This window comes from Streptococcus oralis (assembly GCF_002386345.1).
Taxonomy (GTDB): domain Bacteria; phylum Bacillota; class Bacilli; order Lactobacillales; family Streptococcaceae; genus Streptococcus; species Streptococcus oralis_S.
In genome coordinates this window covers 524,298-547,341 of sequence record NZ_CP023507.1, presented here as the reverse complement: position 1 = coordinate 547,341, position 23,044 = coordinate 524,298, and the positions used below count along the sequence as shown (strand labels likewise).

9 protein-coding genes are annotated in these 23,044 nt (G+C 41.5%); all 9 read right to left on the bottom strand.

Translation table 11 applies throughout. From position 1 onward, the window contains the following. Positions 1 to 47: 47 nt before the first annotated feature. The 9 genes from CO686_RS02760 to CO686_RS02720 all read right to left on the bottom strand — a co-directional run bounded on the left by CO686_RS02760 (position 48) and on the right by CO686_RS02720 (position 23,027). Complete coding sequence (locus tag CO686_RS02760; RefSeq protein WP_001097945.1) at positions 48 to 482, bottom strand: HD domain-containing protein; 435 nt, start codon at positions 480 to 482, stop codon at positions 48 to 50. 94 nt (positions 483 to 576) lie between these two features. Then, positions 577 to 1,536, bottom strand: a complete 960-nt coding sequence (locus tag CO686_RS02755; RefSeq protein ID WP_096753471.1) for an ROK family glucokinase — start codon at positions 1,534 to 1,536, stop codon at positions 577 to 579. A 100-nt stretch (positions 1,537 to 1,636) separates the two neighbouring features. Beyond that, the gene (locus CO686_RS02750; protein WP_096753470.1) at positions 1,637 to 2,437 is read right to left on the bottom strand and encodes an excalibur calcium-binding domain-containing protein; all 801 of its coding nucleotides are present in this window, start codon (positions 2,435 to 2,437) and stop codon (positions 1,637 to 1,639) included. 96 nt (positions 2,438 to 2,533) lie between these two features. After that, positions 2,534 to 4,255, bottom strand: a complete 1,722-nt coding sequence (gene pabB / locus CO686_RS02745) for an aminodeoxychorismate synthase component I (protein WP_049501403.1) — start codon at positions 4,253 to 4,255, stop codon at positions 2,534 to 2,536. Between the two features lie 206 nt (positions 4,256 to 4,461). Next, positions 4,462 to 13,902 (bottom strand): sialic acid-binding adhesin, encoded by a 9,441-nt coding sequence (locus CO686_RS02740; RefSeq protein WP_096753469.1) that lies wholly within the window; start codon positions 13,900 to 13,902, stop codon positions 4,462 to 4,464. Between the two features lie 240 nt (positions 13,903 to 14,142). Continuing rightward, the gene (locus tag CO686_RS02735) at positions 14,143 to 19,926 is read right to left on the bottom strand and encodes a ZmpA/ZmpB/ZmpC family metallo-endopeptidase (RefSeq protein WP_096753468.1); all 5,784 of its coding nucleotides are present in this window, start codon (positions 19,924 to 19,926) and stop codon (positions 14,143 to 14,145) included. Positions 19,927 to 19,928: 2 nt separating this feature from the next. After that, a complete protein-coding gene (locus tag CO686_RS02730) occupies positions 19,929 to 20,492 on the bottom strand; it encodes a TIGR01440 family protein (protein ID WP_172844167.1) in 564 nt (187 codons plus the stop codon). A 109-nt stretch (positions 20,493 to 20,601) separates the two neighbouring features. Then, positions 20,602 to 22,293 carry a cache domain-containing sensor histidine kinase gene (locus CO686_RS02725; protein ID WP_096753466.1) on the bottom strand — a complete coding sequence of 564 codons (1,692 nt, stop codon included), beginning with the start codon at positions 22,291 to 22,293 and terminating at the stop codon, positions 20,602 to 20,604. Continuing rightward, positions 22,290 to 23,027 (bottom strand): response regulator transcription factor, encoded by a 738-nt coding sequence (locus CO686_RS02720; RefSeq protein WP_061427736.1) that lies wholly within the window; start codon positions 23,025 to 23,027, stop codon positions 22,290 to 22,292. Before CO686_RS02720 ends, CO686_RS02725 begins: the two co-directional genes overlap by 4 nt. Positions 23,028 to 23,044 lie beyond the last annotated feature (17 nt).

Sequence of the window (23,044 nt, the reverse complement as noted above, 5' to 3'; positions counted from 1 at the left end):
TCTCACCTCATTTATTGTCCTAACTAGTATAACATAAAAAATCTTTTCTACATACTCAGATAATCGATAGCCCTTTTATATTTTTCTAATCGTTCCAAATCATTGTCAGTGACAGACCTCAGTCTAGATAAATCTGAATTATGCTTCAAATCTGCCAATTTGACAACGCGTGCTAGGGGATTAGATTTCACATTTTCTAGATATGTTTGATAGTCTTGCCCCTTTTTCTTTGACAAAATCTGAACGGCAGCAACTACTGTTTCTGGTAAACCAGCTAATAATAGTTCTTCAGCTGTAAAAGGACTGTCCTCTATAACATCATGTAGCAGAGCCACTGCTTTTTCCTCTTCGGTATCAACTTGACTTGCTACATAAATTGGATGTTCTATATAATCTACCCCTGCCTTATCAAATTGCCCATTATGAGCTTCCGTCGCGATAGACAATGCTAATTCAAGCATGGGTTGTTTTGATGTGTTCATCTAGCGATTCCTTCCCAAAATTAAAACCTATTTCGTTTTATTCGACTTTTAAAAAAGAGCTTGATGGATAACCAAGCTCTATTATCAATCTATCTTATTGCAATACAAGTGATGCTGCTCCGATAACTCCAGCGTCATTTCCTAGAGTTGCAAGAGCTAATTTTGTTGATGTACGTACTTGTGGGAAGGTGTTTTCGTCGTAGACTTTTTGAACACCTTGTAGAAGGAATTCTCCCGCAGCTGACACCCCACCACCGATAACGATTGTTGATGGGTTTAGGATTGAACCGATGTTGGCACACGCGATTCCCAAGTAACGTGAGAAGTTACGGTAAACGATCAAGGCAAGGTCGTCCCCTTCTTTTGCAAGGTCAAAAACAGTTTTGGCTGTTACTTCTTCACCGTCGTCGATCAAGCGTTTCAAGGCCGCACCGCCTTCGTATTCATCAGCATAACGACGAGTCAAGTTGACAATCCCTGTTGCTGAAGCAACTGTCTCAAGACAGCCTTTTTTACCACAGGTACATGCGATTGGTTGGTCAAAGTCAACAGTGATGTGACCAAGCTCTCCTGCCGCACCAGCGACACCGTGAAGCAATTTGCCTTCTGCAACGATACCGCCACCAACACCTGTACCAAGTGTCATAAAGACAACGTCTGGTTGGTTTTCACCAGCACCCATCCAGCGCTCACCAAGAGCAGCTACGTTGGCATCATTATCGATGAAGAATGGAATACCCAAGGCTTTTTCAATCTTTTCTTTAATTGGTTGAAGGGTTTTCCAGTTGAGGTTGTAGGCACCGATAACAGTTCCTTTTTCACGGTCAACCACACCAGGTGATCCCATCCCAATCCCTCGGAAGTCTGTGGCTGACAATCCAAGCAAGTCCAAACGATGTTGAATAGACTCAATCATATCATCTACAATATGGCTTCCTTCGTCCAAAATATTGGTCTTGATAGACCATTTTTCTTGGATTTCTCCCTCTTGAGTTAAAATTGCAAACTTGACAGAAGTTCCACCAAGGTCAATCCCAATAATCTTTTGACTCATATTATTCTCCTTTTTAATTGAAAATGCTTACAGACATAGTATAACAAAATCGTCCATTTTGTGCAAAGGTTTGCATTAACTTCCTAGAAATTATTCTGATTTATGGTTTCCAAAGACCAGAACCATCTACGTAGTATCTGCCACCATCAACTCGCTCATTCTTTGCCATTTTACCATCTGATTTCAAATAGTAATTTCCTTGCCAAGTATTACGAGCGTATGAACCATCTGATTTCAAGTAGTACCAAGATTGATAAGAAGAGTCATATATCCACTCACCTTGTGCCATTTTACCGTTCGCTTTGAGATAAAAAGCGCCTTGCCAAGCATTTTGGGCATAGGATCCATCTGATTTCAAATAATACCAAGCTTGGTATGATGAATCATAAATCCATTCACTTTGAGCCATCTTTCCGTTTGCTTTAAGGTAGTAACTTCCTATCCATGTGTTTCGTGCATACGAACCATCCGATTTGAGATAATACCATCCCTTGTAATATGAGTCATATATCCACTCACTCTGAGCCATTGTTCCATCTGATTTGAGATAGTAATCTCCTTTCCAAGAATTGGTTACTAGATTACCATTGTCAGAATAATAATACCAATATCCGTCCTGCTTAACCCATCCACTAGAAGAAACTCTATTTTGTGGACTAGACTGGCGTGGTTTAAAGACTCCCCGAGGTGCATTTGCACGTTCACAAGCTATCCCATCACCATCTTTGTCTAGTCTTGAAGAATATCCAGGCTCTCCTCTATGGATATCAGAATAACCATTTTCCCATGCTTCTTTACAACTAGAAAAATGAATATTTTCTTCTGCACTAACCAGTTGAGCAAACAAACCTAAAATTGGAAAAACAGTAAGAATCACTTTCAGCAAAATTGTTTTTTTCATCATTTCCTCCTAATAAAATGACATCGTTTTCTTTTTATTTTATCAAACTTAATTCAACAATTCAACATATCCATTATATTTTTTAATTTATGAAATTTATTTAGAATTCACTTCCAACTCATACAATCCTCTCACTGCGTTACAGCCATAGACAGCTTCCGCTTGGTCCAAGTCTGGCACAGTCAAGACTTTTTCCTCTACTTGTCCTGTTTCCAGCAAATGCTGACGGTAAATTCCTGGCAAAATTCCAAGTCTGATAGGCGGTGTGTAGAGTTTACCATTAATTTTTAAGACCAGATTTCCAATAGAGGTTTCAAGCAATTCTCCTGCTGCATTATGGTAAATGATTTCCTGTTTACCTAGGCTTAAGTGTGGTCTGTGAGTTGTTTTAAAGTAGGTAAATGATTGATTCAAATCTGCTTCTTGCAGACAAAGTTTGGTTTTGCAGAAACTTGGACTGAGGGGTGTTAAGATTTGGCGACTGAGTTCTATCTCTCCAGATTTGCTGAGACTAATTCGCAAGCGGTAGTCTTGATTTGCATCACAAGCTTGACACTCTTCCTCTATCTTTTGTCTCAGGTCTTCTGGGTCAAAAGGATTGGCAAAATATCGACTAGCCTTTGTCAGTCTTTCCAGATGTTGTTCTTCAAACAGCAGTTGTTTTTTGCTGATTTTCCCAGTTGTAATCAATTGGAATCGTGCTTGTTTACGATAGAGAATAGCCGCCTTTTGATGAACCTCTCGGTATTCAGATTCCCAAGTACTATCCCAAGTAATCCCTCCGCCAACTCCATAAATGGCTTTCCCTTGATGCAGTTGAATAGTCCGAATGGCGACATTGAAAATTCGTCGCCCATTTGGAAGCAAGAGACCAATCGTTCCGCAGTAGACTCCGCGTGGTTGAGGCTCCAAGTCCTTGATGATTTCCATGGTTGCAATTTTCGGTGCTCCCGTTATGGAACCACATGGAAAGAGCGAACGGAAGATTTCAACTAGGTCCACATCCGGTCGTAACTGACTCTTAATGGTCGAAGTCATTTGCCAAACGGTCGAATACTGCTCCACCTGACACAGACGCTCCACATGCTCACTTCCAACTTCAGAAATACGGTTCATATCGTTTCGCAAGAGGTCTACAATCATCATATTTTCAGAGCGATTTTTAGGATCCTGCTCCAACCAGCTAGCCTGGGCAAGGTCTTCTTGGTCAGTCACTCCACGCTGAGTCGTTCCCTTCATTGGTCGCGTTGTCAACTCACGGTCATTTTGCTCAAAAAAGAGCTCTGGGCTCATGGAAATCACTGCCATCTCATCATGTTCAACATAGGCATTGTAGCCCGCCTCCTGCTCTACCACCATACGATTGTAAATGGCAAAAGGATTGACACTCAAGTCTTGCTTGAGTTGGACAGTGTAATTTACCTGGTAGGTGTCCCCCTGACGCAAATGATGGTGAATCTGGGAAATAGCTTTTTCATAGTCCTCTGCAGATGTTTGTTCACGCCACTTTGAAGGCAAATCTACTTCCTCATAAGTCAGAGGAATAGGGGATGTTTCCACCCTATCGTGAACGGTAAAGTAAAGCAAATATTCGCCCAGTAGAGGAAGTTTGTGAACTGCTAGTTTTTTCTCAAAAGCAGGTGCAGCCTCATAGCTGACATAGCCCACGACATAATAACCTTGCTCTTGGTAGCTTTCCACTTGTGCCAGCAAGTCTGCCACTTCTGATAAATCTCTCGTTTTTAACTCTTTGATAGGCTGAGTGAAGGTGTATCTCTCCCCCAAAGCTCTAAAATCAATCACTGTTTTTCTATGCATATCTTAAGTATAGCACAAAAGAAATAAACCCTCAGCTACAAAACTAATCAATATAACTTCCTTTTGATGAATTTTAACTCTATGTAGTTGCTTAATATAAAATTTCTCCTAGTAGTTATTACCACTAGGAGAAATTTTTGCTAAATATTACTTGCTAGTTCACTAGAAGAAAAAGTCAATTTACGAATATAGCTATTAAATCCTAATTAGACTTCATCATCTTCTTTTCGACGATGACTTAGAAGAGCTAACCCCAGAATAGCGCTAGTTGCTGCTACTACCATTGTACTTAGCGATTCTGCTGTTCCTGTATTCGGAAGTTTTTTAGTCTTCAGGGTATCTTCTACTGCTTTCTTGGCTTCCGGTTTACTTTGCGCAGTTGGGTTGACTGAGGCAATGCTGGTTATTCCATCAGTCTTGGCTTGATCGACTTCTACATTTGTGGTCGCAGCGTCAATTGCTTGTTTCGCTGTATCTGCTTTCGCATTGGCATCTGCCTTCGCTGCAGCTTTCTCTTCATCCGTCAAATCGGTACGTGAATCAATGGCTGATTCCTTAGCTTTCAGCGCATCATCGATCGCTTGCTTGGCTGCTGGCTTACTTTGCGAGGTTGGGTTGACTCCGTTAACTTCAGTTGTCCCAGCAGTCTTGGCTTGCGATACTGCTTCATCTGTGGTCGCAGCGTCAATGTTCTTCTTAGCTTCATCAGCTTTCGCCTTGGCATCTGCCTTCGCAACAGCTTTCTCTTCATCCGTCAAATCAGTACGTGAATCAATGGCTGCTTCCTTAGTTTTCAGCGCATCATCGATCGCTTGCTTGGCTGCTGGCTTCGCTACTGGCTGCGGATTGACTGAATTGACTTCAGTTGTTCCAGTTGACTTAGCTTGATCGACTTCTGCATTTGTGGTCGCAGCGTCAATGTTCTTCTTAGCTTCATCGGACTTAGCTTTGGCATCGGCCTTCGCAACAGCTTTCTCTTCATCCGTCAAATCGGTACGTGAATCAATGGCTGCTTCCTTAGCTTTCAGCGCATCATCGATCGCTTGCTTGGCTGCTGGCTTCGCTACTGGCTGCGGATTGACTGAATTGACTTCAGTTGTTCCAGTTGACTTAGCTTGATCGACTTCTGCATCTGTGGTCGCAGCGTCAATGTTCTTCTTAGCTTCATCAGCTTTCGCCTTGGCATCTGCCTTCGCAACAGCTTTCTCTTCATCCGTCAAATCAGTACGTGAATCAATGGCTGCTTCCTTAGCTTTCAGGGCTTCATCAATCGCTTGCTTGGCTGCTGGCTTGCTTTGAGCGGTTAGCTCAACTCCGTTGACTTCAGTTATTCCATCAGTCTTAGCTTGCGATACTGCTTCATCTGTGGTCGCAGTATCAATGTTCTTCTTGGCTTCATCGGCCTTAGCTTTGGCATCGGCTTTCGCTATAGCCTTCTCCTCGTCCGTCAAATCGGTACGTGAATCAATGGCTGCTTCCTTAGCTTTAAGGGCTTCTTCAATCGCTTGCTTAGCTACTGGCTTCGCTACTGGCTGCGGATTGACTCCATTGACCTCAGTTATTCCATCAGTCTTAACTTGGTCGACTTCTGCATTTGTGGTCGCAGCGTCGATGTTCTTCTTAGCCTCATCGGCCTTAGCCTGGGCATCTGCCTTCGCTGCAGCTTTCTCTTCATCCGTCAAATCGGTGCGTGAATCAATGGCTGCTTCCTTAGTTTTCAGCGCATCATCGATTGCTTGCTTGGCTGCTGGCTTCGCTACTGCTTGCGGATTGACTGCGTTGACTTCAGTTGTTCCAGTTGACTTAGCCTGGTCGACTTCTGCATTTGTGGTCGCAGCGTCGATGTTCTTCTTAGCCTCATCGGCCTTAGCCTGGGCATCTGCTTTCGCTGCAGCTTTCTCTTCATCCGTCAAATCGGTGCGTGAATCAATGGCTGCTTCCTTAGTTTTCAGCGCATCATCGATTGCTTGCTTGGCTGCTGGCTTCGCTACTGCTTGCGGATTGACTGCGTTGACTTCAGTTGTTCCAGTTGACTTAGCCTGGTCGACTTCTGCATTTGTGGTCGCAGCGTCAATGTTCTTCTTAGCCTCATCGGACTTAGCCTGGGCATCTGCTTTCGCAACAGCTTTCTCCTCATCCGTCAAATCAGTACGTGAATCAATCGCTGCTTCCTTAGTTTTCAGCGCATCATCGATTGCTTGCTTGGCTGCTGGCTTCGCTACTGCTTGCGGATTGACTGCGTTGACTTCAGTTGTTCCAGTTGACTTAGCCTGGTCGACTTCTGCATTTGTGGTCGCAGCGTCAATGTTCTTCTTAGCCTCATCGGCCTTAGCCTGGGCATCTGCTTTCGCTGCAGCTTTCTCTTCATCCGTCAAATCGGTGCGTGAATCAATGGCTGCTTCCTTAGCTTTAAGGGCTTCTTCAATCGCTTGCTTAGCTACTGGCTTCGCTACTGCTTGCGGATTAATTGAAGTTATTTCAGTTGTTCCAGCAGTTTTAGCTTTCGATACTGCTTCATCTGTTGTTGCAGCGTCGATGTTCTTCTTAGCTTCATCTGCTTTCGCTTTGGCATCGGCTTTCGCTGCAGCTTTCTCTTCATCCGTCAAATCGGTGCGTGAATCAATCGCTGCTTCCTTAGCTTTCAGCGCATCATCGATTGCTTGCTTAGCTGATGGCTTACTTTGCGCGGTTGGGTTGACTCCGTTAACTTCAGTTGTCCCAGCAGTTTTAGCTTGCGATACTGCTTCATCTGTGGTCGCAGCGTCAATTGCTTGTTTCGCTGTATCTGCTTTCGCATTGGCATCTGCCTTCGCTGCAGCTTTCTCTTCATCCGTCAAATCGGTACGTGAATCAATGGCTGATTCCTTAGCTTTCAGCGCATCATCGATCGCTTGCTTGGCTGCTGGCTTACTTTGCGCGGTTGGGTTGACTCCGTTAACTTCAGTTGTCCCAGCAGTCTTGGCTTGCGATACTGCTTCATCTGTGGTCGCAGCGTCAATGTTCTTCTTAGCTTCATCAGCTTTCGCCTTGGCATCTGCCTTCGCAACAGCTTTCTCTTCATCCGTCAAATCAGTACGTGAATCAATGGCTGCTTCCTTAGCTTTCAGCGCATCATCAATCGCTTGCTTAGCTGCTGGCTTACTTTGCGCAGTTGGGTTGACTGAGGCAATGCTGTTTATTCCATCAGTCTTGGCTTGCGATACTGCTTCATCTGTTGTTGCATTATCGATGTTCTTCTTAGCTTTATCGGCCTTAGCTTTGGCATCAGCCTTCGCTGCATCTTTCTCCTCATCCGTCAAATCGGTGCGTGAATCAATTTCTGCTTCCTTAGCTTTAAGGGCTTCTTCAATCGCTTGCTTAGCTACTGGCTTGCTTTGAGCGATTGGATTGACTGCGTTGACTTCAGTTGTTCCAGTTGACTTAGCTTGATTGACTTCTGCATCTGTGGTCGCAGCGTCAATGTTCTTCTTAGCTTCATCCGCTTTCGCTTTGGCATCAGCCTTCGCAACAGCTTTCTCCTCGTCCGTCAAATCGGTGCGTGAATCAATCGCTGCTTCCTTGGCGTTCAGGGCATCATCGATCGCTTGCTTGGCTGCTGGCTTACTTTGCGCGGTTGGGTTTACTGAGTTGACCTCAGTTGTTCCAGCAGTCTTGGCTTGCGATACTGCTTCATCTGTCGTTGCGTTGTCGATGTTCTTCTTAGCTTCATCGGCTTTAGCCTTGGCATCTGCCTTCGCAACAGCTTTCTCTTCATCCGTCAAATCAGTACGTGAATCAATTTCTGTTTCCTTAGCTTTCAGGGCATCATCGATCGCTTGCTTGGCTGCTGGCTTGCTTTGCGCGGTTGGATTTACTGAGTTGACCTCAGTTGTTCCAGCAGTTTTAGATTGCGATACTGCTTCATCTGTTGTTGCATTATCAATGTTCTTCTTAGCCTCATCGGACTTAGCTTTGGCATCGGCTTTCGCAACAGCTTTCTCTTCATCCGTCAAATCGGTGCGTGAATCAATGACTGCTTCCTTAGCTTTAAGGGCATCATCAATAGCTTGCTTGGCTGCTGGCTTACTTTGCGCAGTTGGGTTTACTGAGTTGACCTCAGTTGTTCCATCATTCTTGGCTTGATCAACTTCTGAGTTTGTCGTCGCAGCGTCGATGTTCTTCTTGGCTTCATCTGCTTTCGCTTTGGCATCGGATTTCGCAACAGCTTTCTCTTCATCCGTCAAATCAGTACGTGAATCAATGGCTGCTTCCTTAGCTTTCAGCGCATCATCAATCGCTTGCTTAGCTGCTGGCTTACTTTGCGCAGTTGGGTTGACTGAGGCAATGCTGTTTATTCCATCAGTCTTGGCTTGCGATACTGCTTCATCTGTTGTTGCATTATCGATGTTCTTCTTAGCTTTATCGGACTTAGCTTTGGCATCGGCTTTCGCAACAGCTTTCTCTTCATCCGTCAAATCGGTGCGTGAATCAATGGCTGCTTCCTTAGCTTTAAGGGCATCATCAATCGCTTGCTTGGCTGCTGGCTTACTTTGCGCAGTTGGACTGACTCCGTTAACTTCAGTAGTTCCAGTTGACTTAGCCTGGTCGACCTCTGCATTTGTGGTCGCAGCGTCAATGTTCTTCTTGGCTTCATCAGCTTTCGCCTTGGCATCTGCTTTCGCTGCAGCTTTCTCCTCGTCCGTCAAATCGGTACGTGAATCAATGACTGCTTCCTTAGTTTTAAGGGCATCATCGATCGCTTGCTTAGCTGCTGGCTTACTTTGCGCGGTTGGGTTTACTGAGTTGACTTCAGTTGTTCCAGCAGTTTTAGATTGCGATACTGCTTCATCTGTGGTCGCGTTGTCGATGTTTCTCTTAGCCTCATCGGACTTAGCTTTGGCATCTGCCTTCGCTGCAGTTTTCTCTTCGTCCGTCAAATCGGTACGTGAATCAATTTCTGTTTCCTTAGCTTTCAGGGCGTCATCGATCGCTTGCTTGGCTGCTGGCTTACTTTGCGCAGTTGGGTTTACTGAGTTGACCTCAGTTGTTCCAGCAGTCTTGGATTGCGATACTGCTTCATCTGTCGTCGCAGTATCAATGTTCTTCTTAGCCTCATCAGCTTTCGCCTTGGCATCTGCCTTCGCAACAGCTTTCTCTTCATCCGTCAAATCAGTACGTGAATCAATGGCTGCTTCCTTAGTTTTCAGCGCATCATCGATTGCTTGCTTGGCTGCTGGCTTGCTTTGCGCGGTTGGGTTTACTGAGTTGACCTCAGTTGTTCCAGTTGACTTAGCCTGGTCGACTTCTGCATCTGTGGTCGCAGTATCAATGTTCTTCTTAACCTCATAGGCCTTAGCTTTGGCATCGGCTTTCGCTGCAGCTTTCTCCTCATCTGTCAAATCGGTACGTGAATCAATGGTTGCTTCCTTTGCTTTCAGCGCATCATCGATTGCTTGCTTAGCTGCTGGCTTCGATACTGCTTGCGGATTGACTGAATTGACTTCAGTTGTTCCAGTTGACTTAGCCTGTTCGACCTCTGCATTTGTGGTCGCAGTATCAATGTTCTTCTTGGCTTCATCAGCTTTCGCCTTGGCATCTGCTTTCGCTACAGTTTTCTCTTCGTCCGTCAAATCGGTACGTGAATCAATGGCTGCTTCCTTAGTTTTCAGGGCATCTTCAATCGCTTGCTTGGCTGCTGGCTTACTTTGCGCGGTTGGATTGACTGCGTTGACCCCAGTTGTTCCAGTTGACTTAGCTTGATCGACTTCTGCATCTGTGGTCGCAGCGTCAATGTTCTTCTTAGCTTCATCAGCTTTCGTCTTGGCATCATCTTTCGCTGCAGCTTTCTCCTCGTCCGTCAAATCGGTACGTGAATCAATTTCTGCTTCCTTAGCTTTCAGGGCATCATCGATTGCTTGCTTGGCTGCTGGTTTACTTTGCGCGGTTGGATTGACTCCGTTAACTTCAGTTGTTCCAGTTGACTTAGCTTGGTTAACTTCTGCATTTGTGGTCGCAGCGTCAATGTTCTTCTTAGCTTCATCGGACTTAGCTTTGGCATCGGCCTTCGCAACAGCTTTCTCTTCATCCGTCAAATCGGTACGTGAATCAATGGATGCTTCCTTAGTTTTCAGCGCATCATCAATCGCTTGCTTGGCTGCTGGCTTGCTTTGAGCGGTTGGATTGACTCCATTGACCTCAGTTGTTCCAGCAGTCTTGGCTTGCGAAACTGCTTCATCTGATGTTGCATTATCGATGTTCTTCTTAGCTTCATCGGCCTTAGCCTTGGCATCTGCCTTCGCTGCAGCTTTCTCTTCATCCGTCAAATCAGTACGTGAATCAATGGCTGCTTCCTTAGCTTTCAGCGCATCATCAATCGATTGCTTAGCTGCTGGCTTGCTTTGCGCAGTTGGGCTAACTGAGGCAATGCTCGTTGTTCCATCAGTCTTGGCTTGATCAACTTCTGAGTTTGTCGTCGCAACGTCGATGTTCTTCTTAGTTTCATCAGCTTTCGCCTTGGCATCGGCTTTCGCTGCAGCTTTCTCCTCGTCCGTCAAATCGGTGCGTGAATCAATGGCTGATTCCTTAGCTTTCAGCGCATCATCGATCGCTTGCTTGGCTGCTGGCTTGCTTTGCGCAGTTGGGTTTACTGAGTTGACCTCAGTTGTTCCATCATTCTTGGCTTGATCAACTTCTGAGTTTGTCGTCGCGTTGTCGATTGCTTGTTTCGCTGTATCTGCTTTCGCCTTGGCATCGGCTTTCGCTATAGCCTTCTCCTCGTCCGTCAAATCGGTACGTGAATCAATGGATGCTTCCTTAGTTTTCAGCGCATCATCGATTGCTTGCTTGGCTGCTGGCTTACTTTGAGCGGTTGGGTTTACTGAGTTGACCTCAGTTGTTCCAGCAGTCTTGGCTTGATCAACTTCTGAGTTTGTCGTCGCGTTGTCAATGTTCTTCTTAGCTTCATCAGCTTTCGCCTTGGCATCTGCCTTCGCAACAGCTTTCTCTTCATCCGTCAAATCGGTGCGAGAATCAATGGCTGCTTCCTTAGTTTTCAGGGCCTGCTCAATAGAAGTTTTGGCTTCATTCTTTTTCTGACCTGCTTGAGGATTGACACTTTCTATATCAATAATCCCACTTGTTTTAGCACTCTCTACTGTAGCATTTGTTGTCGCGTTGTCGATGTTCTTCTTAGCTTCATCAGCTTTCGCCTTGGCATCTGCTTTCGCTGCAGCTTTCTCCTCGTCCGTCAAATCGGTGCGTAAATCAATGGCTGCTTCCTTAGATTTCAGGGCGTCATCGATAGCTGCTTTTGCGGCAGCTTTCTTTATTGTTATAGGATTGTCCTTACTGATTGCTAAAAGCCCTTCTCCTTTTGCAAAATCTAATGCCTCTTTTGTTCTAATATTCACATCACCAATTGCTGTTAAAGCTTTTTCTTTATCAGCGTTCACCTTTGCAATTGCTTCTGCCTTCTCTTCAGCAGTTGCAAGTAGATTTGAATTAATTTCTACAATCTTGCTTTCTGCAGCGTCATTAATAGCATCGATGGCTGGCTGTTTGTTTAAAGTTATGAATTCTGATAAAGATCTTGTATCAATTGAACCATCTTTATAAGTTACAACTAGATTTCCATTTAAATCTTTGGCAATAGTATCGATTCGCGCTTCTTGATTTTCAACTATTTTTCCACTCTTACTAATCAGATTTGCATCATCGTTAGTTTGAGAGTATTCAATTTTTACTTTTTCTTTTATTTTTTCAAATTCTTCAGTTGTGATGTTATTAGGATCTACTACACTTACCTTATTTTCAGGAGCCTGTATGTCATATTTTGAAGTTTGATTTTTAACCACAAACTCCACATATCCTGCTGTTTTTTGACGCTCTGCTACATTTGTAGTTTCCTCAATTCTACCGTTGTATGGTGCACTCTCTCCGTTGTTATAATCATTCGCTACAATGATACTTGTCCATTTTTGACCAGGTTTTGCATTAGTAATCCCAGTCATTTTAATACTAGCGCTTCTCTTGTCATCTGAAACCGAGCCTTCTCCACTCGTTAGGGCACTTTCAGTGATTTTCCCAACTGTATAACCATAGGCATCTAGATTACCTTCGGTGGAATCACCAGCACCTCGAAGTTTCATATCTTTAATTTTAGATTCATCTTTAGCAGTAAAGGTTAAATCAGTTTCTTCACTAGAGTATACATAGATAGTCCTGTTTTGCTCGTTAGAATATGGTACTTGTACAGTTGGGGGTATATTCTCCCTCAAAACCTCACCTACAGGTCTTGTTCTTGTAGATCCATCAGTAAAGGTTACCACAATGTTATTTCCTACAACATCAATTGATTGAATGATTTCATCAGGATTCTCTACTAAAGTTCCACGTTTATTCACTAATCTCGCATCTTCATTAGCTGTTGAATATTCTATCTGAATACCATTCTTGATTTTCTCTCTATCTTCAGCAGTTGGATTTGTTAGGCTACTTACTGTTATCAATTCATCTGCAGGCTGAGCTCGCAAAGCGTACTTCTTTGACTGAGATTTCAATACAAGATAGAAATAAGCGGGATCAGACATGTCTTGCCCTTTTTTCAGATTTTCTCTACCTTTATCATCAACTACCTGTAAATAACGAGTTCCAATATTCAAGTTTTGATCTTCTCGTTTGGTATAACCGCTATTATTTTTCAACACATCATTGGGACGCCCTTTAATGACAATTTTAGCTGGATTTTTCTTTGTAGCAGGTGTTGTTAAAGTTGGGTTTTCTGCTCGGTTTATTACGGTAGCAGTAAATCCATATTCAATATCAAGATCATTTTCCGTATCTGGAACATTATTAAACTTCTGTCTAGAACCCTTTTTAATTGTTGCATAGCGGATTTTTCCACTTTCAGAGTAAACTGGGATTTCTAATGTGAAGTTCTCTTCATTATAGATGTAAATTTTCTTCTCTGATGGAATCGAAAAGGTAAAATCTACTTTAGGATCTTCATTTACAGCTGCTCGGAATCCAGTATTACTATCCACTGAGCTACTCTTACGAAGAACAGTTGACTCCGTTTTGTCATCCTGAATAGGCTCTGTATTTTTCTCCGAATTTTCAGTTTCTTTTTCCACGTTCTCTGTTTTTTGAGTCACAGTATCTTGTCTATTCGTGGTATCTTCTGAAATTTCTTTTTTTTCAACTACTTTATTTCTCAGCTTAGAGTTCACTGCAGTCACTAATTTTTGGTAGGCTCTATTCAATTCTTCTTGGTTTAGTGCACTGTTTAAACTAGCTTTTGCTGAAGCTAATTCAGTTGATAAATTAGCTAAGCTTTCTTCTGTTTTTATTGAATATACACCACTAGTAATGTTTGTTTCAATTTCTAAAATATAGTTTGCAAGTAAACTTTTATCTAATTCAGGTTGACTATCCTTCGCGTTACTCTGATCAGTACTGATCTTTTCACCATCTTGCATTAGTTCAACCTTATTAGCTGACTCTTCAGAAATTTTCAATTGATCAGCAGAAACAGCACCAGTTCCTAAAAACATTAATAGTGTTGCAACTGCCACACTTGCAGCACCAAAACTATATTTTCGAATTGAAAAGCGCATAACCTTTTCTTTATCCTGTTTTTTAAGGTTTTTATTAATAATCTCTTTTTTCATCAATACTCCTTTAACTACCACTATCAATATAAAAATATATAGATTTTTATATATAATTATAAAGTATTATACCACTCATTCTATAATTTTTAAGTTCTTTTTGCAAGTTGTGGAAGATACTTTTATTTGTAAAAACTTAGTATTATTCTGAAAAAGTAGCTTCTTGAATTCAAAAAAATGGAGAGGACATTTTGTCCTCTCCATTCTCTATATATCACTCAGCCTATTTGTCTAAAAAGATTACTTAAAGATAGAAGTTTTAAAGCTATCCGTCTGTTGTAAAAGTTTCTTGAATAGTTTTTCTTTTAGTGCAATTGTATTATCAAACTTAACAGAGCCGTTCTTCAAACTGATTCTATCTCTTTCAACAGCAGCAGAAAACGCTTGTTTTAAATCTTCGTAAGAATTATAGGTTGTGCCGTCGATTTCAACTGACTGAATTCCATTTTTCGCTTTTGTTACAACTTCATTGAAATATGCTTTCTTCCAATCTTCCAAAGTACTAAATTTATTATCAGACAGTTTCTTAATAATATAATCATCACCTAGAGTGGATTTACCTTCTTTTCTAGATTCATCCTTATATTTATTTGATGCATAACCTAGGAAACCTTTTTCATAACCATAGTAACCCCAAATTCTAAAGGTGTTGTGCTTAAAGGACATCGCTCCAGGAGCACCCTCACTTGTATTTCCACCATAGATACCAGTCATCATAGGAACAGTAACATAAGCAGAATCAAAATCGGAAGGATTATAAACTCTATTACCCGGACCACGGTTCGTCATGAAATTATTGGTTACCAAGTCATCTACTGTATGTAAAGGAATAGCTTTCTCTTCGTCGCTTAAAGGTCGAACCTTATCAAATTGATTCTTAGTGTTATTCCCCCTGTATTGTCTATCTACCTTCTTGAACCAAGCATTATTTAATTCTTGACTAGCTTTATTGAGGACAGCTTCTCCTTCCAGGTAATCTAGGAGCATGAGCGTATCATTGTACCCTTTCATATAACGATCAATCTCATCTCTAGACTTAAGATCATTTGGATTCGTATTATACCACTGATTTCCATCATTCAAACGTTCATAGGCCATATTGATACCTAAAGCTTTATATTCCCCGTTTGGATTCGATACTGAAGGAGTTTGTAGCATTCCTTGAGCAAATGCTTCAAGATCTGTTCCTTCGCGATGTCTTGAACCGCCTAGATAAACCATACGATCATTAACGTGAGTTGTTTCGTGCGTGAAGGCAGATACTCCAAAATCACTAATCATATCCGTTACCATAAAGAAGACTGAATCATCTTTATATGGATTAGCATAAACTCGAGCTACAGCTCCCATATTCCAGTTCGTATCATGATAGGTACCAGTTGGTCCAAATACTTCACGTACTGGTGCAACATCTTTACCTTTGTTAGTATGACCATAACGATCCGTACTGATTCCTTTGTAGTTCTGGTTATCTCGAACAGGAGTTGGGACCATATTGTTACTCTTCAATAATTGGTTACGTACTTTATCTAAAGACAAACGAGACCAGAAATCTAGATAATTTTGTTGTTCCTTAGCAACTTTATCAATTTCAGCCTTAAAGGCATTTCTTTCTGCATCAGTATTCTTACCATATTTCTCAAAAGAACTATAAGCCATGGTATTGTATGTTGAAATCAAGATCATATGGGCATCTTTTAAGTTCAAAAGTGGCAAGATCATTTTACCATGCATATCATTATTTAATCCTTCGTATGCTCTATGTTTCTTACCAACAAACTCAGGATTCGTTGTTTTAGGTTCAACGATGTAAACATTATCTTTAGTTGATTTTATGAACCAATCATTCAGATCTCTATCACTTGTAAAGAGTTCCATATTGTATTTTAAAAACTCATGAAGATTACCCTTACCTGTTGAACCTGAAATTACTTCACGGTAGGCATCGTGAGTGCGATCACCTTTTATATTATTTTCCTTAGAACCGATATTGATAATCCTATCTAGGACATCAACATTTTTACCATAGAAATCTGGTTTGAATAACATAATCTCTTTGATGTTAAAATCTTCAAATTTAATTCCATAGTATCGATTGAGATAGGACAAACCAAGAAGTAGAGCAGCCTTATTATCATCTATTTTCTTAATCAAAGCACGTTTTGCAACTTCATCAGTATTTAGCTGATGATCTTGGTTGTGAACAAGTTTCGTAATAAATTTACCAAGATTCTCTTTTACGAACTTGAAACTCTCTTCCAGATAAAGATTCTTAATGGCATTTACTTTTCCGTCACCAAGTCTATTTAAATGTTTATAAATGGTATCAGACTGTAACTCAACTGGACTTAATTTTTCTAGAATTGATTGGATTAAATCACTTCTATCCTTATCAACGATATTTGGAGTATAAACTATTTCACCAAGTTCTACAATATTGTACTCTTTAACTTGTTTCACTTTAGAGCTATCTTTAGCAACAACAAGTAATTCTTCTTTCGTTCCGTCAGCATAGTGAATCAAAATCTTATCAATATCAGATAAATCTGTTACAAACTGTCCATTTTTCAAACCTGTAACAGAAAGAACTTCTTTCATAACCAAGTTTGAACTAGCTTCCAATTTATTGGCCTGATTGACAATCCACTCTTTATTATAGAAAGGTTGTAATTTTTCGATATTACGATAAGCAAGTTCACGGTCAATTCTGTAATCTTGAATATCTTTATAGGTCTCATCTAATGATTTTGTATTGTTGAGAGTGTCCTCAATTAGAGGTTTAATTTCAAACTTATCAGCAGTGATTCCCATTGCATCAATCTTGGTATTAGCTTCTTCGAGACTAATTTCTCTAATTCTATGTGAACGAGAATATTTGAACGAATGTTTACCTGCACTAACATCTTTTACAACAAAGTTTCTTTCAAGAGCATTATTCGTGAAGTATCCCCCATCGTAATCAATATCACCGGAACCATAGAATTCTTCACCGTTCTCAACTTTCATCATTGAAACATTATTTTCAAGTTTGCCCCATACCCAGTTCTTACTGATGAAACCTCCAACATCTACAGGTGATTTAACTTTAATTGTTCCTTTAGCGACTGAATTTCGTACAGTCCCATATTTACCGATGCCATTAGGGTCCGAACTATTGTCAACAGTAGACGCAAGACCAGCAGCCCGAGCCTTAGTTGCTGTAATATCAGCTTCTACATATGTTTTATTCGCATGGCCTTTCCAAATCTCACCCACAATACCAGCAAGATTCCATCCTTTATCCCCAACACCATCAATTTTACCAATGAAAGCAACATTATTAACTTTAGCGCCCTCGCCATCTAATTTATTAACCACACCAGCAATATCATTTTTCGCAATAATATGGCCTGTAACTTTGACATTTTCGATTACAGCATTTTTAACAATTCTTGCAACGGGTGCAATATTTTCTGCCCAAGGCATATTAATATTCACATTGCCAAGGTTGATATTCTTCACAGAAGCATTTTCAATACGCTCAAACAATGGTCGAGCGATATTATGAATGGTATACTGTTTTCCATCAACACTTGTTAAATGACCATTAAATACACCTGGTACATATTGTTTATTTGGAGTTGGAACATTTGCTGCGTTCAAATCTGCACCAAGCTTAAACGTCCCCTTACGATTAGCTTGCATTGCTTTTACCAATTCATTGAAATCGTAGTAGACATTCTCTTCGTGAGATTTTGGCTTGGCAAAATAATGAACATATTCTTCACTGAGTTCATTACCATTAGTATGCTGAACTAGATCCGGAGCTTTAGCAGTGACCTTGTATAGTGTTTTTCCATCGACAGTAACTTCTTCGATTTTATCCACAGCAAGACGGGTCACCTTATTATCATGCGTAGCGATTTTTAGATAGTATGGTTTTACATCAGTTGGAACAGAAGTTAAGAAGCTACTATCCGTTTCAACACCATCAGTATCAACACTTATTAAGCTTGTTTCTTTAATATTTTTGACTTCAACTTTTTTGAGGTCAATTCTTAGTGGTTCTTCCCTTAGAACTTCTTCTTCATCACCTTCACCACGGTCATAAACCATCTTGGTTTCGAGTTTATAATCCTTGTAGTACTGCAAATCTGTCAGGCTAGCTGTTAAGTTGTCTGGTGAAATAGTCAATGTTTTGACAATTTCATCACCCTTTTTAAGAGTTAGGGTAATGGATTTTATAGTTGCCTTACTTGGGTTTTCCAAATTGTAACGAATTTGAGATGTTCGTTTTAAATCTTTAACATCGATAAGCGACAAACTTAAAATTGGTTTTTCAAAGTTTTTAGTTCCTAATTTAACGATACGGTCTTGATCTAACTCCAAAACCTGTTCGACAACTTTCGGTGCTTCTTCAGTCTTCAGTCCTTTAATTGTCTTATAAGTTTTTATAATCTTTTTCTGTCCGTCTTTTCCTTCTTTGACAGTAACTCTTTCACCTTTTTTCAGTTGATCATCTTCTTCAACCTTTTCCTTAAACGGAATCTTTTCAAGACTTTCTTCTACCAGAGTTCCTTCAATTGGTTTCGTACCACGACTTATTTTTTTAATGACTGGTTCTTTGATGACAATGGTTGTTGTATTTAAAACTTGATCAGTCTCAATACCGTCGAGAGTCTTATAAGTCGTTTTGGTAATTTGACTACCCTTTTCTCCATCTTGAATGACAGTTTCTTCATCCGTATATTTGGTTGGATCTTCGATAATTTCTGTCTTATAGTCAATCTCCGTAGTAGTTTCTTTCGTAACCGCGCCCTCAGTTACTTTATATTCAGGTAACTTTTCTTGAACTAACGACTCACCTTCTTTACCTGGCTCCTGAGTACCTTTAGCTTCAATCTTGCCTGTATATTCTGACTGTGGTTCTTGAACTAAAGACTCGCCCTCTTTGCCTAACTCCTGAGTACCTTTAGCTTCAATCTTGCCTGTATATTCTGACTGTGGCTCTTTAACTAAGGACTCGCCCTCTTTGCCTGGCTCCTGAGTACCTTTAGCTTCAATCTTGCCTGTATATTCTGACTGTGGCTCTTGAACTAAGGACTCTCCCTCTTTGCCTGGTTCCTGAGTGCCTTTAGCTTCAATCTTGCCTGTATATTCCGCCTGTGGTTCTTGAACTAAGGATTCTCCCTCTTTGCCTGGCTCCTGAGTACCTTTAGCTTCAATCTTGCCTGTATATTCTGACTGTGGCTCTTGAACTAAGGACTCTCCCTCTTTGCCTGGTTCCTGAGTACCTTTAGCTTCAATCTTGCCTGTATATTCTGACTGTGGCTCTTGAACTAAGGACTCTCCCTCTTTGCCTGGTTCCTGAGTGCCTTTAGCTTCAATCTTGCCTGTATATTCCGTCTGTGGTTCTTCAACTACCGACTCACCTTTTTTACTGCTTGTATTGGTACTAGATTTTGATTCTTTAAAGTAACCAACATACTCATATCCTTCAATATGAATAACACCTTTAGCCAAACCTTCATGGGTAGATGCAGAAATAGTTTGGTTATACGAAAGTAACTCTTTATTTTCAAATGTAAAGGCAGTAAAAGGTACAAAATTGCTGACGCCGATAGAGCTAATTAACAGAATACCAAGTACTTTACTACGGTGTTTCTTGGAAACTAATAAAACCGCTAGTGAGGCTGTTGCCAACCCAAGACCTGCCAAAGCAAGCTCCTTACTTCCTGTGTATGGAAGTTGTTGACTGTTAGTCTCCTTCTTGCGATAAACTACATAAATAATATCTTCATCTTGAAATTCTGTAGGAACCTCATGGTGAATCAAGGCTTTTTCAGACTCGGTCAATTCCTGCTCCGCCAGATAACGGTAATGCACACTATGAACACCACCAATTTCATTGGCTTGCACCTTATCTACTAAAAGGGTACTGGCACCAAAAAGGAAGGCCCCGATAGCTACAGGACCTACCCCAACAGTGAGCTTACGAATCGAATATTTGGTAATTTTTTCTAGTTGTTGTTTTGTCTTTTTCATTCTCACGACTTTCTGATAGAATCTTGTGGATACTGCGCACGCGCACCTCCGATTAATTTTGGACGACTAGCTAGAGCCGTTACATGGGCATGCCCAATTTCTCTCAAAAGAGGGCGAATCGGAACCTGAACATGCTTGACATGCATGCCAATCGCAGTATCTCCGATATCCAATCCAGCATGGGCCTTGATAAATTCAACCTCAACTGGATCCCGCATAAACTTGAAGGCTGCCAACTGACCCGAACCTCCTGCATGAAGTGTAGGAAGGACACTGACGATTTCAAGACCAAACTGCTCTGCCACCTGACGTTCAACAACGAGGGCTCGATTGACATGTTCACAACCTTGAACGGCTAGATGAATTCCTTTTTCCTCTAGGATAGCTAGGATGGTCTTCACAATGATCTCCCCAATTTCTTGACTGGATTCCTTGCCAATCTGACCACCTATCACCTCACTAGAAGAAAGGCCCAAAACAAAGATAGTTCCTTGCTTCAAATTAGCCTTGTCTATTACATCTTCTACAATCTGGCTTGTTGCTCTTTGAATGTCTTTTTCCTTCATACTTGATACCTCTTTTGTCACTATCTATCATATCTTTTTTTACTGATTTTATCAAGGCCAACTAATCATTCTGATTTTTAAAAGTAAAACTCCCAGAATAGACTGGGAGTTAGCTAATTGCTATTTTATTAATGTATATTTCAACTGTCGTCCCTTTTTCGGGTGCAGAATTGATCTTCATCTGGTAATTGTCTCCAAAATGAAGTTTGAGTCGTTGGTCGACATTTTGAAGGCCAACTCCCCCACGTTTGAGCTGACTTTGACTACTATCGCCAGCAGCTTGGAAACCAACACCATCATCCTCAATGCGGATGACAAGCCCTGTATCCTGTTTCTGAACAGAAACTTTAATATGTCCCTGTCCTTCCTTCTCCTTAATACCATGGTAAAGAGCGTTTTCTACAAGAGGTTGCAAAACCAGTTTAGGCAAGACTAAATTATCAAAGTCAGGTTCTTCAGCAATCTCATACTCCAGCTTATCACCATAGCGTTGTTTCTGGATAAAGAGGTACTGGCGGACATGATTGATTTCATCAGAAAGAGAAATCAAATCCTTGCCTTGATTGAGCGCCAAGCGGAAATAGGTTGCCAAAGACTTGGTCACCTGAACCACTCGCTGACTATCCTGAAATTCAGCCATCCAGATGATAGTATCCAAAGTATTGTAGAGGAAATGGGGGTTAATCTGGCTTGACAAGGCTTGAAGTTCATACTGCCGGGTCGCTTCTTCCTGTCTGCGCACATCTGCCATCAGCTGATCAATCTGATCCAGCATGGCATTGAACTGGCGAGTCACTTCTCTCAGTTCATAGGCACCAGCTTCCTTAGCACGAAGATTTTGTGTACCAGAAGCAATTTCCAGCATGGTTTCTCTCAAATCCTTCAAAGGGGCAATCCAGCGTTTGAGACTGAACCACACCAAGCAGAGACAGGCAAGAAGAGATAAGGCACTAGCACCAAGCAAGGTCCACATGAGTTGACTCCGAACCTGGTCTAACTTCTCCAACGAAGACACGCCTATCACCGTCCAATCAGTTCCTGCAATCTTTTCCTGACTGACGTAGGATTGATGGTCTAGCGTATAGCCCTGCCCCGTCTCGATGTAGGGTTTCATGGCCTCCATTTCACTCGCTGAGCTATAGACAGTACGTTTAGGATGGTAGACAAATTCATGGTTTTCATTGATGATAAAGGCAAAGCCCTGCTGGCCCAACTGAAGTTGGTTGAGATAGGATTCCAGAGTTTCGTAGGAAATATCCAAACGAAGCACACCAAGATTGGCTCCCTTTTCATCAACAAGTTCCTGAGTAACAGAAATGACCCATTGACTATCTGATTTACGAGCTGGGGTTAAAACTGGCTTAGCTCCCTGATGAATAGCCTTTTGGTACCAATCCTCAGCCATCATATCTGAGGAGGTTTTCATCTGCACACTGTCATCTGTAGAAATAACCTGACCGGATTTGGTGACCAGTACCACCGTTTTCAAGTCCTGGTCTGACTTTAAGATAGTCAAAAACAGATCTCGGATTCCCTTGACCTGGTCTTGGTTAGGATTCTCAGCATAGGCTAAGACATCCTTCTGCTGGGTCAAACTGGTAGAGGTGGTTTCTAATTTTTTGATATAAGACTGAATAAAGTGGCTAGTTTGGCTAATGGTCGTTTGGCTATTACCCTCAATAGTAGCCTCAATAGCTGATGAACTAGATTGATAGTAGAAAGTCCCAACCAGAGCTAGGAGAATGAGAAAGACCAGAAAGATGGAAATAACCATTCTGACTAGGAGAGAAGAACGCTTCATTGACCTTCCCCCTTCTTAAACTGACGAGGGGTCACACCTGCAATCTGTTTAAAGCGTTGGGTAAAGTAGTTCATATCTTCAAAACCAACCTTTTCGGCTATCTCATAAATCTTTAAATCTGAGGTCAGAAGCAAGAGCTTGGCTTGTTTGACACGCTCTCTCACCAGGTAATCCTGAAAAGGTAGGCCCAACTCTTTCTTAATCAAGGAACTCAAATAAGTCGGACTAAAACCTAGGTCACTGGCCAAAGACTTCAAACTAAACTGACTGTCAGCTAGATGAGACTGGATCTTCTGAGCAATATTTCCCTCAAACTTATCGGTTAATAAATCTTGTAACTGCTCTTCCTTTTCTTCCTTGTCTAGTTTTTGCTTGATTTTCCCCAACATTTCCTCAATATCCTGACGAGAAAAGGGCTTGAGCAGGTAGTCATCCACACCTAGTTTGACAGCAGACAAGGCATAATCAAAATCACCGTAACCTGTCAAAAAGACCAAATGAACTTGTGGATAGGTTTCTCGTACCAGACTGGCCAACTGGATGCCATTTAGCTGAGGCATGTTGATATCGGTTAAAATGATGTCTGGCACCTGCTTTTGAATCAAGTCCCAAGCCTGTCTTCCATTTTCAGCCTGACCGATGATCTCCATATCGTAGGCTGCTACATTGACCAGCTTGGTCAAGCCTTGTCTTACTAGATATTCATCCTCTACGATTAAGATTGTGTAGGTCATGCTCTGCTCCTTTGTCA